We start from the raw sequence: 13,408 nt of genomic DNA on the forward strand, positions 1-13,408 counted from the left end.
GCGGTGGCGCCCCGGACTGTGTTCGCCTTCTGAACGCACTATGCGTCAGCCGGACTTGACACCCCGTGAGAAACGCCACCGGCGCGTCGGAAACGTAGGACCGGCGGTGACTCGTGTCAATGACTTGAACAAAAGCAGGGCCACCCTGGCGGGGTGGCCCTGCGGGCTAGGAAAGCAGCTCGGTGACCGTGGAGACCCTGTCCAGCGCATCGGCCGGGAGGGACGCGGCCTGTTCCACGGGGTTCGGTTCGGGTTGTGTACGGCTGTCGACCTGGGCGACGCGTGTCTCGTACGGTTCCTGTTCCTCCGCCTGCCTCTTCTTGGGCTCGGCCTCTTCGGCCTTCCCGGCATCGAACTGCCACTGCTGCTCGGCGGACCCGTCCCGTTCCTCGACGGTCACTTCCTTACCGTGACCGGGCGCGACCACGCGCTCCTTGCCGCTGCGGAGCAGGAGTTCACCGTGCACGGTGAGGTCGTAGCGCACCTCGCCGGCGTGCACCAGGCAGTCGGCGAGCACGACCGCGCCTTCATCGGCAGGGGAGTCCAGACAGAGCATGGGGTCGTCGGCGCTGCGGAGCAGTCCGTCGTTCTGGTACGACCACTGCTGTGATCCGGCGGTCGAGCAACCCGCGAGCACGGTCGCCGCGCCGGGCCTCGGCACTCCGCCCCGGAGGTCGAGGCAGAGACCGGTGCCGAGGTTGCGCAGCCGTCCGTGGCCCAGTTCCACGGAGCGGCTCGCGGAGGCGGCCGAGGCGGGTGCCGACGGTTTGGTGACCGCGCTCGGCGCGCCCCAGGTGGCGTGCGGGTCGGGGACACCGTTGTCATCGGACCAGCTCCTGCTCACCAGCACGGTCGCGAGCAGGGCGAGGGAGGTCAGGCCGACACCGACGACGACCTTGGTGCGGCCACGGAGCGCCGTCGACTGCCGGGCGGGGAGGGGGCGATGACGTCCGCCACGCGCGCGTGCGGGCGTGGCGGCATGCTCATCGGCGCGGCCGGGGCGCGAGTCCAGATAGCGCCGGGCTCCCCAGCCGAGCACCGTCTCGGCGAGCAGCTCCTCCAGGCCACCCTCGAAGTGGCTGAGCTGTTCGGCGGCGTGCCGGCAGTAGCGGCACTCCGTCAAGTGCCGCTGGACGTCGGGCAGCAGTGATCCGCCCCGACGGATCGGGACGTCGAGCAGGCGGTTGTAGAAGCGGCATTCCCGGCTGGGCGCGAGTTCGTGGTGGGCGCGTACACAAGCCGTACGGAATTGTTCGCGCGCCTGCTCCAGGGCGGCTGCCGCCGTAACGGTGTCGACACCCAGCAGACCGGCCGGTACGGTTATCGTTTCCGCCTCGACCTCGGTGTGCCACAACAGGCATTGCGAGGCGCCCGGAAGGGCGCGGAATGCGCGTTCGGCGAGCCGTCGCCTTTCGGGTGTCACGGACCTCGCCGCGCGCAGTCCACGAGCGCCGGTCGGTTTGCGGAGTTCCGGCAGTACGGCGGAAATTCTTTGGTCGGCAGCCCACTCCTTGACCGTGTCCCGTACGGCCATGAGGAGTTGGGGGCGCAAAGCTCCGCCGGACGGCTTGGCGAGCACTCAATGGAAGGCGTTCGCGGTCACCATCGACGCCGAACTCCCGGCCGTGGCCAGGCAGATCACGGCGTACTCATGGGCGGCCCGCCAGTGCCGGGCCATCAGCAGCGGAACACCGTCGGCACCGGCGCCGGACGGCCCGAGACGGGCGACGAGATCACGGTCGGAGTCTTCGAGGCTCGCTCCTGGCCGTGGCGGGTACGGGGGGCGTGGGGGGTAAGGGGAGTGCACTGAACCATTTCCTTCCAAGCCGCTGGACGACCAGCGGAATGGCCGTCCGTCGGAAAGCAGGTGCGTGATTGGTTCATACCTGCACCGCGTGAGCTGCGGCACACCCGGTGAGGGGGCGCTCACTTTCGCACAATTGACTCACAGGAAACAAGGAGTTCGAGTGACTCTTGTTCAAGGCGCCGGAAATTCAGAATAGTTACCGCCGGTATCCGCACCGACATTCGAAGCCACGGCCCGAGCCGGGCGCCAAGTTGTGTACGCGGCAAGGCGATTGCGACACGGAATCTCCAACACCCGCCCCGCCCATAGCACCGGAAACAGCACAGAGGGCCCCGATCAGGGGCCCTCTGTCAAAACCTGCGCGCTCAGCTGTTGGGACGCAGCGTCCACACAACGGTCATCTCGGTCGTGACCGCACCGTCCTCCCGCTGGATGGCGACAGCCACCGGAAACTCCGGCCGCTGCCCCGCGTCCAGCTCGGCGACGACCTCGTCGATCGGCCGCCCCAGCGTCGCCGTCGCGGTCACCGAACCGAGGGCGATCTTCTTGAACGCGATCTCCGCGGTCACCGGCAGCGGCACAGCCCGCGACAGCTGGTCCCCGAAGGCCGCGAGCACGATGGCACCGCTGGCCGACTCCCCCAGCGTGAACATGGCCCCGGCGTGCGGGCCGCCGACATGGTTGCGGTACTCGCTCTGGTCCGGCAGGACCAGTACGGCCTTCTCCGGGGTGGTCTCCAGGTACTGCAGGTTCAGCGTCCGAACCATCGGCACCGTGGCGGCGAGCAACTCGCCGATCGACATCTGATCTGCGCTCATGGCGGCATGTTACCCACGAGTAGCCTCCACTGGCCAGATTCGCGCCCTGATCGTCGTCATGACGCGGCCCACACCGTGCCGGCCATGCCCGGCCGGACCGCTCGCTGATTTGCTACGTCCCTGACAAGGCCCGGTGACCGAATCGTGTCCCTGGCGCCGCTAGGGTGGCTGCTCATGTGGCCAGGACAGCAGCCGCCCGGGGGCGAGCAGAACCCGCAGCAGAACAACCCGTACCAGCAGCCGGGGTACCAGCAGCCGAATCCGTACCAGCAGCCCGGCTATCAGCAGCCCAACCCCTATGGGCAGCAGCCGCAGTGGGGTGCGCCGACTCCGGCGGGGACGCCGGCACCGCAGGGCGGTGGTGGCGGGAACCGGACCAAGCTGGTCGCGATCGTGGCGGCCACGGCCGTGGTCGTGGCGGCCGGTGTCACCGGATTCCTGGTGCTGGGCAGCGACGACAAGGACGACAAGGCGGACGGCAAGGCCTCCGCGAGCCCGACCGTGAGCAAGTCGGCCGAGCCGACCGCCACCGAATCCGGTTCGGGCGGCGATTCGCGCGGCAACGACGAGCTGAAGCCGACCGTCGAGGGCTGGAAGGTCGTCGTCAACCCTCGCTTCGGCACGATGTTCGACGTGCCCGCCGACTGGGAGATCGACGGCGCGGACACGAGCGTCGGCTTCGAGTGGGAGGAGAAGGACGGCAAGCTCGACCGCACCACCGTCACCGCTCCCGCCTACCTCAAGTCCAAGTGGTGCACGGTCGACTCGGACAAGGACGGCCGCACGGAGGACACCGCCCTGGTCACCGCCGGTACCCGTGGTGAGAACGGCGCGAAGGACCTCGCCGAGGCCGCGGAGACCCGGGTGCCGTGGTGGATCTTCGGCGGCTACACCCAGCCGGACCGCAAGAGCGTGAAGTACGACAAGCCCAAGTCTTACACCACGGCCTCGGGCATCAAGGGCAGCGTCGCCACCGCCCACTCGGAGAACACCCCGCAGAACGGCAAGTGCGACAGCGAAGGCAAGGCAATCACCTTCGCGTTCGAGAACGGCGCGGGCGACTTCGTCACCTGGAACCTCTTCGGCGCCAAGGGCGTCAAGGAGGAGATCCCGGAGGCGACGATCCAGAAGATCCTGAGCACCGTACGCCTCACGGAGGCCATGCCGACCGACACCTAGCCGCAGGTGGCGGGGCCGAAATTGCCCGGGAATGCATTTGGCAACTCGGCCCCGCCGCGGCGATAGTCGCGAGGTGAAGCCCACCATCCCGCTCCGCCGCCCGACCTGGGCGGGCCGCAACTACTCCCTGCTGACCGCGTCCGCGGTCGTGACCAACCTCGGCAGCCACGGCGCGCTCATCGCCGCCGCGTTCGCCGTACTGGAGGCGGGCGGGGACGGCGGCGACGTGGGCCTGGTGGCGGCCGCCCGGACTCTGCCGCTCGTGCTGTTCCTGTTGATCGGCGGAGCCGTGGCCGATCGGCTGCCCCGGCACCGGGTGATGGTCGCGGCCAACGCCCTGAACTGTCTGTCGCAGGCCGCCTTCGCGGTGCTGGTCCTGACCGGCGAGCCGCATCTGTGGCAGATGATGCTGCTGACCGCGCTCGGCGGCACCGGCCACGCGTTCTTCTCCCCCGCGGCCGAGGGCATGCTGATGTCGTCGGTCAGCGGCGAGCAGGTGAGCCGCGCGTTCGCCGTCTTCCGGATGGCCATGCAGGGCGCGGCGGTCGGCGGCGCCGCGCTGGGCGGTGCGATGGTCGCCGCGATCGGGCCCGGCTGGGTGCTCGCCGCGGACGCCGTCGCCTTCGCCGTCGCCGGCTCGCTGCGCGCCTTCCTCGACGTCGGCCATATCGCGCCGCGCGCACCGGGCGGCGGTCTGCTCTCCGATCTGAGGGAGGGCTGGCGGGAGTTCACCGGCCGGCCGTGGCTGTGGGCGGTCGTCGTGCAGTTCTCGATCGCGAACGCGGTGGTCGGCGCGGCGGACGCGGTCTACGGTCCGCTCGTCGCCCGGGACCATCTGGGCGGCGCCGGACCCTGGGGCCTGGCCCTGGGCTTCTTCGGCGCGGGCACGGTCGCCGGCGCCCTGCTGATGACCCGCTGGAAGCCGCGCCGTCTGCTCCTCGCCGGCACCCTGTGCGTCTTCCCCCTGGCCCTGCCGTCGGCGGCGCTCGCGATCCCCACCTCGGTCGGTGTTCTGTGCGCCGTGATGTTCCTCACCGGCGTGACCCTGGAGGTGTTCGGCGTCAGCTGGATGACCGCCCTCCACCAGGAGATACCGGAGGACAAGCTCTCCCGGGTCTCCGCCTACGACTGGTTCGGCTCGGTCGCCCTGGTCCCGCTGACCACCGCTCTGGCGGGCCCGGCGGAGTCGGCGTTCGGGCGGACCTCGGCGCTGTGGGGCTGCGCCGTACTGGTCGTCGTGGTCACGGCGGCGGTGCTGTGCGTACCGGACGTACGGAATCTGCGCCGCCGTACCAAGCAGGTGACCGCGGCCGCCGCACAGCCGTCAGCCGATGCTGAAAGCCCCGTCGGGGGGCTCGGGTGACGGAACGGCGTCCTCGTCCCGCACCGGCCGCGCCCCACCGATGAACTCCCGCAGGCCCGGCCCGTGTTCGACCCGCGCCGGAAAGGCGTCCGAGGCGGTGAGCCGGGTCAGGGCGGCGAGGTCGACGGGCTGCTGCGAGGCCACGAGCACGGCATTGCCGAACCGCCGCCCCCGCAGCACCCCCGGCTCGGCGATCAACGCCAGCTCCTCGAACACGGCCGCGAAGGTGGCGAGTTGGGACCGCAGGAACCCGAAGGGCGCGGCATCGGCGAGGTTGGCGAGATAGACCCCGGTCCCCCGCACCACGCGCTCGGCCGCACGGGCGTAGGCCAGGGACGTCAGATGCGCCGGAACGCGGGATCCCCCGAAGACATCGGCGACCAGCACGTCCACGGAGTCGGCGGGCGCGGCCTCGATCCAGGCCCGGGCGTCCGCCGCATGCAGCGCGATCCCCTCGGGGACGGGCAGCTGTTCGACGACGAGCTCCAGCAGCCCCCGATCCGCCTCGACCACATCCTGCCGGGACCCCGGCCGGGTGGCGGCCACATACCGAGGCAGCGTGAGCGCCCCACCCCCGAGATGCAGCACGTCCAACGCCTGCCCCGGATCGCCGACCACATCCAGCACATGCCCGAGCCGCCGCGCGTACTCGAACTCCAGATGGGTCGGCTCGTCGAGATCGACGTACGACTGAGGCGCCCCGTCGACGGTGAGCAGCCAGGCCCGTTCACGGTCGATATCGGGCATGAGCTTGGCGGTTCCGTGGTCGACGGCCCTGGTCACAGGGAGAGATTCGGTCACCTCACCATTGTGCGGCGCACTAGACGCGGTCAGGGGCGCGGGGCTGCATCGATATGCGGCTCCGCCGCGTGGGCGCGACCAGCCACAACCGGCCGGCAGTCCCCCACGAAACCTCATACGACGCCGGTCACGGTCCCCGCACCGACAGTCCGCCCACCCTCACGGATGGCAAATCCAAGCCCGGGCTCCAACGGAACCTCACGCCCCAGCTCAACAGTCATCGTGACGGTGTCCCCAGGCCGAGCAACGCCCACCTCACCGAGATCGACGTCCCCGACCACATCCGCCGTACGAATGTAGAACTGCGGCCGATACCCCGTGGAAACCGCAGTCGTACGACCGCCCTCACGAGCCGACAGCACATACACCCGCGCCGTGAAACGACTCCGCGGCACCACAGTCCCCGGCGCGGCCACCACATGCCCCCGCCGAACGGCATCCCGAGGAACCCCCCGCAGCAGCAACGCCACGCTGTCCCCGGCCTGCGCCTCCTCCATCGGCTTCCCGAAGGTCTCGACTCCGGTGACGACGGTCTCAAGCCCGGCCCCGAGCACCTCGACCCGGTCACCGACCCGCACCGTGCCCCGCTCGACGGCGCCCGTGACGACGGTCCCCCGCCCAGTAATGGTCAGCACGTTCTCGACAGGCAACAGAAACGGCCCGTCCACATACCGCTCCGGCAGCGGAACGTACGTGTCCACCGCGTCCAGCAGCGCCTCGACGGCCGCCGTCCACTTGGGGTCCCCCTCCAGCGCGCGAAGCCCGGAGACCCGTACGACAGGCGCGGTGTCACCCCCGTACCCGTGCGCGGTGAGCAGGTCACGAACCTCCAGCTCGACCAGTTCCACGAGCTCCTCGTCCGCCGCGTCCGCCTTGTTCAGCGCGACGACCACGTGGTCCACGCCCACCTGGCGGGCGAGCAGCACATGTTCGGCTGTCTGCGGCATGATCCCGTCGAGCGCGGAGACGACGAGGATCGCCCCGTCGAGCTGCGCGGCGCCGGTGACCATGTTCTTGACGTAGTCGGCATGGCCCGGCATGTCGACATGGGCGTAGTGCCGGGTGTCGGTCTCGTACTCGACGTGCGCGATGTTGATGGTGATACCGCGCGCGGCCTCCTCCGGGGCGCGGTCGATGCGGTCGAACGGCACGAAGGTGCCGCTGCCGCGCTCGGCGAGGACCTTGGTGATGGCGGCGGTGAGGGTGGTCTTGCCGTGGTCGACATGGCCCATCGTGCCGATGTTGAGATGCGGTTTGGTGCGGATGTAAGCCGTCTTGGACATGGCGGTACCTCGAAGCGTCAGAAGTGAAGGTGGGACCCCGGGGACTGGCCGACCCTCCCCCTGCGGGGTCCGCCGGACGATCCGGAGAGGGTCAGCTTCGGGCGCCGTCGACTGCGGCCGGGAAGACGAGAACGGCAGCCTTCGGGGCATCCGCGACTGCGGATGCTGCGAGGGCGAAGGCGTGCCGGAACATGACGTCGATCATTGTCGACGCGGTGTCCGACGTCGAATGGTTTTTGGTGGTACGGGACTTCAGGCGCCGATGTTCTTGAGGGCCTCCCGCACCGACAGCGGCGCGAATCGGCCGTTCTCCCGGGCGAGGAAACCCCTCACCGCCTCCGGGTCGGTCTTCGCGTACTCACGCAGTGCCCAGCCGATCGCCTTGCGGACGAAGAAGTCGGGGTGGCCGGACTGGCGCAGGCAGTAGGTGAAGAGGCGCTCGGTGTCGGTGCGTTCCTTGTAGCGCAATTGGTGGAGCAGGGCAGTGCGGACGATCCAGAGGTCGTCGTCCGCGCTCCAGGCGTCCATGTCGGCGGTGAGCTCGGGGTCGGCTTCGACGAGCGCGCCGACGACATGGACGGCGAGCAGGTCGACGGTGTCCCACCAGGGGACGGTGGAGACCAGGTGCCGGGTCACGGGCAGGAAGGCGGAGGAACAGCGTCCGGCGTGGCGGCGCAGATAGTCGACGGCGAAGTAGTGGTACTCGCGCTCGGGCAGCCGCCAGCAGCGCAGGGCCACGGCGGTGCAATCGGCCTCGTCGGGGCGGGGCGTACCCGCCAGAACCGTGCGGGACAGGGCGCGGCGCACGGGGGTGGTGAGGCCGAGGAAAGGGGCCACGTCCTTCATGTACGTCCGCATGGGCGCGGCCCGTTCCGGATCGGCCGCGGCGCCGTAGGCGGTGATGAGCCGTTCCAGCAAGGTGTCGGCGAGGGCGCTGTCGGGGACGTCCAGGGTTCTCGCGCCTGTCACGCTCATGAGACGAACCATACGGCGATCACACACATTGGTCGGTTAGTGTCACCGGATGCTCGATGCCACCACCCGCTCTGGGGGCACCGCCACGGAACTCGCTGTTTCCGTCCCCGTACCCGTGCCCATGGGCTTCGCCGCGCGCTGTACGAGAGCACTGCTCTCGCCGTGGTCGCGGCTGTCCCTGCTGGTCGCCCTGCTCGTCTCGGCCGGGGCCGCCGTGCTGCTCTTCGAACCGCAGCGGCTGCTGTCGGACGGCTGGCCACCGCAGGTGAGCGGCGCCGCGGCGACGGTGGTGTTCGCGGTGGCGTACGGGCTGTGCACGGTGGCGTTCGTGCCGCGGCCGCTGCTCAATCTCGGGGCGGGTGCGCTGTTCGGATCCCAGCTGGGCCTCGCCGCCTCCCTGGCGGGGACGGTGCTCGGGGCGGGGCTGGCCTTCGGGCTCGGCCGGATCCTCGGGCAGCAGGCGTTGCGCCCGCTGCTGCGGGGGCGCTGGCTGAAGGCGGCGGACGGGCAGCTCTCCCGGCACGGCTTCCGCTCGATGCTGGCGGTGCGGCTCTTCCCCGGGGTGCCGTTCTGGGCGGCGAACTATTGCGCCGCCGTCTCCCGCATGGGCTATGTGCCGTTCCTGCTGGCGACGGCACTCGGCTCGATCCCGAACACCGCCGCCTATGTCGTGGCCGGCGCGCGTGCCTCGGCGCCGACGTCGCCGGCCTTCCTGATCGCGCTGGCCTGTATCGCCGTACCCGCTCTCGCGGGTGTGGTGGTGGCCTGGCGCAAGCGCCACCACCTGCGCGGCAACTGAGCCGTTACACCGCTTCCAGGATCATCGCGTTGGCGAGGCCGCCCGCCTCGCACATCGTCTGCAGGCCGTAGCGGGCGCCGCGCTCGCGCATCGCGTGGACCAGGGTCGTGGTCAGGCGGGTTCCGCTGGCGCCGAGCGGGTGGCCGAGCGCGATGGCGCCGCCGTTGACGTTCACCTTCGCCAGGTCGGCGCCGGTCTCCTGCCGCCAGGCCAGGACGACGCTGGAGAAGGCCTCGTTGACCTCGAAGAGGTCGATGTCGTCGAGGGTGAGCGAGGCCCTGCGCAGCACCTTCTCCGTGGCCGGGACGACTCCCGTGAGCATCAGCAGCGGATCGGAGCCGGTGACGGCGAAGCTGTGCAGCCGGGCCAGCGGGCGCAGGCCGAGCCGGGCCGCCGTCTCGCTGGAGGTGATGAGTACGGCCGAGGCGCCGTCGTTGACCGGGCTGGCGTTGCCCGCGGTGACGTTCCACTCGATCTGCGGGAAGCGCTCGGCGAAAGCGGGGTCGTGGTAGGCGGGCTTGAGACCGGCGAGGACCTCGGTGGAGCTGTTGGGTCGTACGCACTCGTCGCGGGCGACCCCGTCCAGGGGCGCGACCTCGGCGTCGAAGAGGCCGGCGGACCAGGCGCGGTCGGCCTTCCGGTGCGAGGAGACCGCGAAGGCGTCCATCTGGTCTCGGGTGATCGACCACTTGGCGGCGATGAGCTCGGCGCTGATGCCCTGCGGGACCAAGCCCTCGGGGTAGCGCTCGGCGACGCCCGGGCCGAAGGGGTCCTTGCCGGGCGGCACGTTGGACCACATCGGCACCCGGCTCATGGACTCCACTCCGCAGGCCACCACCAGGTCGTAGGCGCCGGCGATGACGCCCTGCGCGGCGAAGTGCACGGCCTGCTGGGAGGAGCCGCACTGGCGGTCCACGGTGGTCGCCGGCACCGACTCGGGGAATCCGGCCGACAGGGCGGCGTAGCGGGTGGTGTTCATGGCCTGCTCGCCGACCTGGTCGACGGTGCCGCCGATCACGTCGTCGATCAGCGCCGGGTCGACGCCGGAGCGCTCGACGAGGGTGCGCAGGGTGTGGGCGAGGAGCTCGACGGGGTGGACGTGGGCGAGGGCGCCGCCCGGCTTGCCCTTGCCTATGGGGGTGCGTACGGCTTCGACGATCACTGCGTCACGCATGGTGCGGCCTCCGCGGCTACCGGTCAGTAGGAAATCCAAACTCACCATAGCCCCGCGAGTTGGAAATTCAAACCCTCCCCTAGACTGAGCGTCATGCCCGCCCCGAAAGACCCGCGCCCCTGCTCCATCGCCGACGCCCTGGCCCTGGTCGGCGAGAAGTACTCCTTCCTGGTCCTGCGGGAGGTCTGTCTCGGCAACGGCCGCTTCGACCAGCTGGTGCGCAATATCGGCGCCCCCCGCGACATCCTGGCCACCCGGCTGCGCCGCCTCGTCGACGCCGGGATCCTGACCAAGCGGGCCTACAGCGAACGCCCGCAGCGGTTCGAGTACCGGCCCACCCAGGCGGGCCTGGAGCTGGAGCCGGTGCTGATGACCCTCATGGCGTGGGGCGACCGGCATCTGCGCGGGGACGAGAACCGGCCGATGGTGATCGAGCACGCCTGCGGCAATGAACTGCTCCCGGTCGTCACCTGCTCGGTCTGCGGCGACGCGGTGCGCCACGAGGACCTCAGCGCCCATCCGCAGGCCGAGGGCTGGACGGTGAAGGGACCGACAACGGCGGCCTGATCACGCGTGCGCGCGACAGAAGGCGCGTACCGCCCGCGTGAAGCCGTCCGGGTCGTCCAGATTACTCATGTGCCCGGCGCCCGGCAGCACCACCAACCGTGCGTCCGCGATCTCCGCCGCGAAGTCCCGGGCCACGCCCAGCGGCGACCGTACGTCGGCCTCGCCCCACAGGAGCAGCGTCGGCACCGCGATGGCGGGCAACACCTCGCGGAGGTCGGCCTCGGCCATCATGTAGAGCTGCGGCCCCATGGTCTGCGGGCGCACCTCGCGCTGCATCGCGTCGAACAGGGCCGCGAACTCGGCGGGCGGAGCGCCTCCGGCGAACAGCCCCGGCAGCGTCGGGTCGAACGTCGGCGCCGCGAGCATCCGCTCGGCGCCCACGACCCGCGCGGCCACCTCGTCGGCCGGCAGCGAGCCCTTCCAGCCGGCGTAGGTGTCGACCAGGAGCAGCGTCCTGACCAGCTCCGGGCGGTGCCGGTACAGCTCCAGCACGACGGTGCCGCCCCAGGAGAGCCCGGCGACATGGGCCGGGCCGAGCGCCAGGTCCTCGATGACGGCGGCCAGACAGCGGGCGTAGTCGGCGAGGCCGAACCCGGCGGGCACATCCGACGACCGGCCCGCGCCCGGCTCGTCCCAGGCGACGACCGTGAAGTCGTCGGCCAGCGCCTCGATCTGCGGCTGCCACATCCGGCCGTCCAGACCGGCCCCGTGCACCAGGACCAGGGGCGGCCCCGGGTGGTCGCCCACGCGCGCGTAGACAACGTCCACGCCGCTGACCCGCACGGTAGCCATGAATCCAGGCTAGCCATGGGCGAGGTGGGGCGCTCACTGCCAAACCCCTGTGCCATGGCTGTCGTCGAGGGGCGCTACGCTGCCACTCGACCACTGTGATCACCGTGCCCCGGCGGCTCGGTGTGCCCGTTCGCGCCTACACCACCAGCACTTGGACGTCGTAACTTCATGTCTTGGTTTGAATCCCTCATCCTCGGACTCGTCCAGGGGCTGACCGAGTTCCTCCCCGTGTCCTCCAGCGCGCATCTGCGGCTGACCGCGGCGTTCTCCGGCTGGGAGGACCCGGGCGCGGCCTTCACCGCGATCACCCAGATCGGCACGGAAGCGGCCGTGCTGATCTACTTCCGCAAGGACATCGGGCGGATCATCCTGGCGTGGTCCAAATCGCTCACGAACAAGGCGATGCGCCGCGACCACGATGCCCAGATGGGCTGGCTGGTGATCGTGGGCTCGATCCCGATCGGTGTCCTGGGAGTGACGCTGAAGGACCAGATCGAGGGCCCCTTCCGCGATCTGCGCATCACCGCGACCATGCTGATCGTGGTCGGCATCATCATCGGCGTCGCCGACCGCCTGGCGGCCCGCGACGAGAGCGGCGGCCGGCACCGTGCGGCCAAGCAGCGCAAGGAACTTCAGGACCTCAACGTCCGCGACGGCCTGATCTTCGGCCTCTGCCAGTCCGCGGCCCTGGTCCCTGGCGTCTCCCGCTCCGGCGCCACCATCAGCGGCGGCCTGTTCATGGGCTACAGCCGCGAGTCGGCGGCCCGTTACTCCTTCCTCCTCGCGATCCCCGCGGTCCTCGCCTCCGGCCTGTTCGAACTCAAGGACGCGATGGAGGGTGGCCATGTCTCCTGGGGCCCGACGGCCTTCGCGACGGCCATCGCCTTCGTGACCGGATATGCCGTCATCGCGTGGTTCATGAAGTTCATCTCGACCAAGAGCTTCATGCCGTTCGTCTGGTACCGCATCGCCCTCGGCATCCTGATCATCGTGCTGGTGGCCACCGGTGCGCTCAGCCCGGACGCGGGCGAGTCCGCGCACTGACAACGGCCCGGAAAATCCGTGACCCATCACATACGGGATGCGTAGCCGTTCGGTAGCGCAGTGTCAGTTCTTGCCCCTAGGCTTGGCGCCATGGCCCCCGATTCCTTAGCCCGTGGTTCCGTGCGCTCTGCCGCCGAGGTGAACGAGCAGATCCGCGCCCTGTGGGTGCGCGCGGGCGGCACCCTGTCGACGCAAGAGCGTGCGGAGTACGAACTGTTGGTGGTCGAATGGGCGGCCGCGATCCGCAGTGAGGTCATCGAGGCGGCCTAGGACGACGGATGTCACCGCACGCCTCTTGGCGTCGTTCGCCCCATGCCCAACACTGAGCCGATGACGCAGCGTGTGGAGCTCGCGACCGTGATGGACCGGCTGGCCGTCGACGGTCTGATCACCGAGTACGCGGTGGCGGTCGACGACGGTGACTGGGAGGCGTACCGCGGGCTGTTCGCCCCCGACGGGCGCGCCGACTACCGTTCGGCGGGCGGCATCGAGGGCGACGCCCGGCAGGTCGCCGACTGGCTCGCCGAGAGCATGCGGCTGTTCCCGATGCGCCAGCACCTCATCGTCAACCGCCGCCTGCGCTTCGGGACCCTGGACCAGGACACCGGCGACACCGCCCACGTCCAGGCGGACTACGTCAACCCGATGCGCCTGGCCCGCGAAGACGAGGGTTCGACCACCCCCGACTTCGTCTGCGGCGGCCGCTACACCTTCGGTCTGACCCGCACGAATGACGGCTGGAGGCTCGACCAGGTCGTCGTACGGGAGAAGTGGCGGCGACTGCCCGCGACACGATGATCAATTCG

At 70.2% G+C, this 13,408-nt stretch carries 15 protein-coding genes; 7 read left to right on the plus strand and 8 right to left on the minus strand.

The window, feature by feature from the left end:
• Window positions 1-166: 166 nt before the first annotated feature.
• From OHT76_RS06920 to OHT76_RS06930, 3 genes are all read right to left on the minus strand, one after another.
• The gene (locus tag OHT76_RS06920; protein WP_328869865.1) at window positions 167-1,579 is read right to left on the minus strand and encodes an RICIN domain-containing protein; all 1,413 of its coding nucleotides are present in this window, start codon (window positions 1,577-1,579) and stop codon (window positions 167-169) included.
• Window positions 1,580-1,807, minus strand: coding sequence for a hypothetical protein (locus OHT76_RS06925; protein ID WP_328869866.1), 228 nt, complete (start codon window positions 1,805-1,807; stop codon window positions 1,580-1,582).
• 365 nt (window positions 1,808-2,172) lie between these two features.
• A complete protein-coding gene (locus OHT76_RS06930; protein ID WP_328876469.1) occupies window positions 2,173-2,610 on the minus strand; it encodes a DUF4442 domain-containing protein in 438 nt (145 codons plus the stop codon).
• A 189-nt stretch (window positions 2,611-2,799) separates the two neighbouring features.
• On the opposite strand from OHT76_RS06930, the gene OHT76_RS06935 reads away from it, so the two are divergent.
• Window positions 2,800-3,804 (plus strand): hypothetical protein, encoded by a 1,005-nt coding sequence (locus OHT76_RS06935; protein WP_328869867.1) that lies wholly within the window; start codon window positions 2,800-2,802, stop codon window positions 3,802-3,804.
• A 37-nt stretch (window positions 3,805-3,841) separates the two neighbouring features.
• Window positions 3,842-5,167, plus strand: a complete 1,326-nt coding sequence (locus OHT76_RS06940; RefSeq protein ID WP_328869868.1) for an MFS transporter — start codon at window positions 3,842-3,844, stop codon at window positions 5,165-5,167.
• Here OHT76_RS06940 and OHT76_RS06945 read toward each other — a convergent pair.
• The 3 genes from OHT76_RS06945 to OHT76_RS06955 all read right to left on the minus strand — a co-directional run bounded on the left by OHT76_RS06945 (window position 5,129) and on the right by OHT76_RS06955 (window position 8,226).
• Entirely contained in the window at window positions 5,129-5,968 is an 840-nt protein-coding gene (locus OHT76_RS06945) for a spermidine synthase (protein ID WP_328869869.1), read from the minus strand. The two genes, OHT76_RS06940 and OHT76_RS06945, sit on opposite strands and share 39 nt — an antisense overlap.
• Window positions 5,969-6,081: 113 nt before the next feature.
• Window positions 6,082-7,251, minus strand: a complete 1,170-nt coding sequence (gene tuf, locus OHT76_RS06950) for an elongation factor Tu (RefSeq protein WP_328869870.1) — start codon at window positions 7,249-7,251, stop codon at window positions 6,082-6,084.
• 252 nt (window positions 7,252-7,503) lie between these two features.
• A complete protein-coding gene (locus tag OHT76_RS06955; RefSeq protein ID WP_328869871.1) occupies window positions 7,504-8,226 on the minus strand; it encodes a DNA alkylation repair protein in 723 nt (240 codons plus the stop codon).
• 49 nt (window positions 8,227-8,275) lie between these two features.
• Between OHT76_RS06955 and OHT76_RS06960 the strand changes: the two genes are divergently transcribed.
• Window positions 8,276-9,025: a TVP38/TMEM64 family protein gene (locus tag OHT76_RS06960; protein WP_328869872.1), complete on the plus strand. Its 750-nt coding sequence runs from the start codon at window positions 8,276-8,278 to the stop codon at window positions 9,023-9,025.
• Window positions 9,026-9,029: 4 nt separating this feature from the next.
• On the opposite strand, the gene OHT76_RS06965 is transcribed toward OHT76_RS06960, so the two are convergent.
• Entirely contained in the window at window positions 9,030-10,199 is a 1,170-nt protein-coding gene (locus tag OHT76_RS06965; protein WP_328869873.1) for a thiolase family protein, read from the minus strand.
• Window positions 10,200-10,292: 93 nt separating this feature from the next.
• Between OHT76_RS06965 and OHT76_RS06970 the strand changes: the two genes are divergently transcribed.
• The gene (locus OHT76_RS06970; RefSeq protein WP_328869874.1) at window positions 10,293-10,766 is read left to right on the plus strand and encodes a winged helix-turn-helix transcriptional regulator; all 474 of its coding nucleotides are present in this window, start codon (window positions 10,293-10,295) and stop codon (window positions 10,764-10,766) included.
• On the opposite strand, the gene OHT76_RS06975 is transcribed toward OHT76_RS06970, so the two are convergent.
• Window positions 10,767-11,558 (minus strand): alpha/beta fold hydrolase, encoded by a 792-nt coding sequence (locus OHT76_RS06975; RefSeq protein ID WP_328869875.1) that lies wholly within the window; start codon window positions 11,556-11,558, stop codon window positions 10,767-10,769.
• Between the two features lie 168 nt (window positions 11,559-11,726).
• On the opposite strand from OHT76_RS06975, the gene OHT76_RS06980 reads away from it, so the two are divergent.
• From OHT76_RS06980 to OHT76_RS06990, 3 genes are all read left to right on the plus strand, one after another.
• Window positions 11,727-12,602 (plus strand): undecaprenyl-diphosphate phosphatase, encoded by an 876-nt coding sequence (locus tag OHT76_RS06980; RefSeq protein ID WP_328869876.1) that lies wholly within the window; start codon window positions 11,727-11,729, stop codon window positions 12,600-12,602.
• A 90-nt stretch (window positions 12,603-12,692) separates the two neighbouring features.
• Window positions 12,693-12,872, plus strand: a complete 180-nt coding sequence (locus OHT76_RS06985) for a hypothetical protein (protein ID WP_328869877.1) — start codon at window positions 12,693-12,695, stop codon at window positions 12,870-12,872.
• A gap of 60 nt (window positions 12,873-12,932) precedes the next feature.
• A complete protein-coding gene (locus tag OHT76_RS06990) occupies window positions 12,933-13,400 on the plus strand; it encodes a nuclear transport factor 2 family protein (RefSeq protein WP_328869878.1) in 468 nt (155 codons plus the stop codon).
• Window positions 13,401-13,408 lie beyond the last annotated feature (8 nt).

The sequence above is a fragment of the Streptomyces sp. NBC_00287 genome (genome assembly GCF_036173105.1).
In the GTDB taxonomy this organism is placed as follows: domain Bacteria; phylum Actinomycetota; class Actinomycetes; order Streptomycetales; family Streptomycetaceae; genus Streptomyces.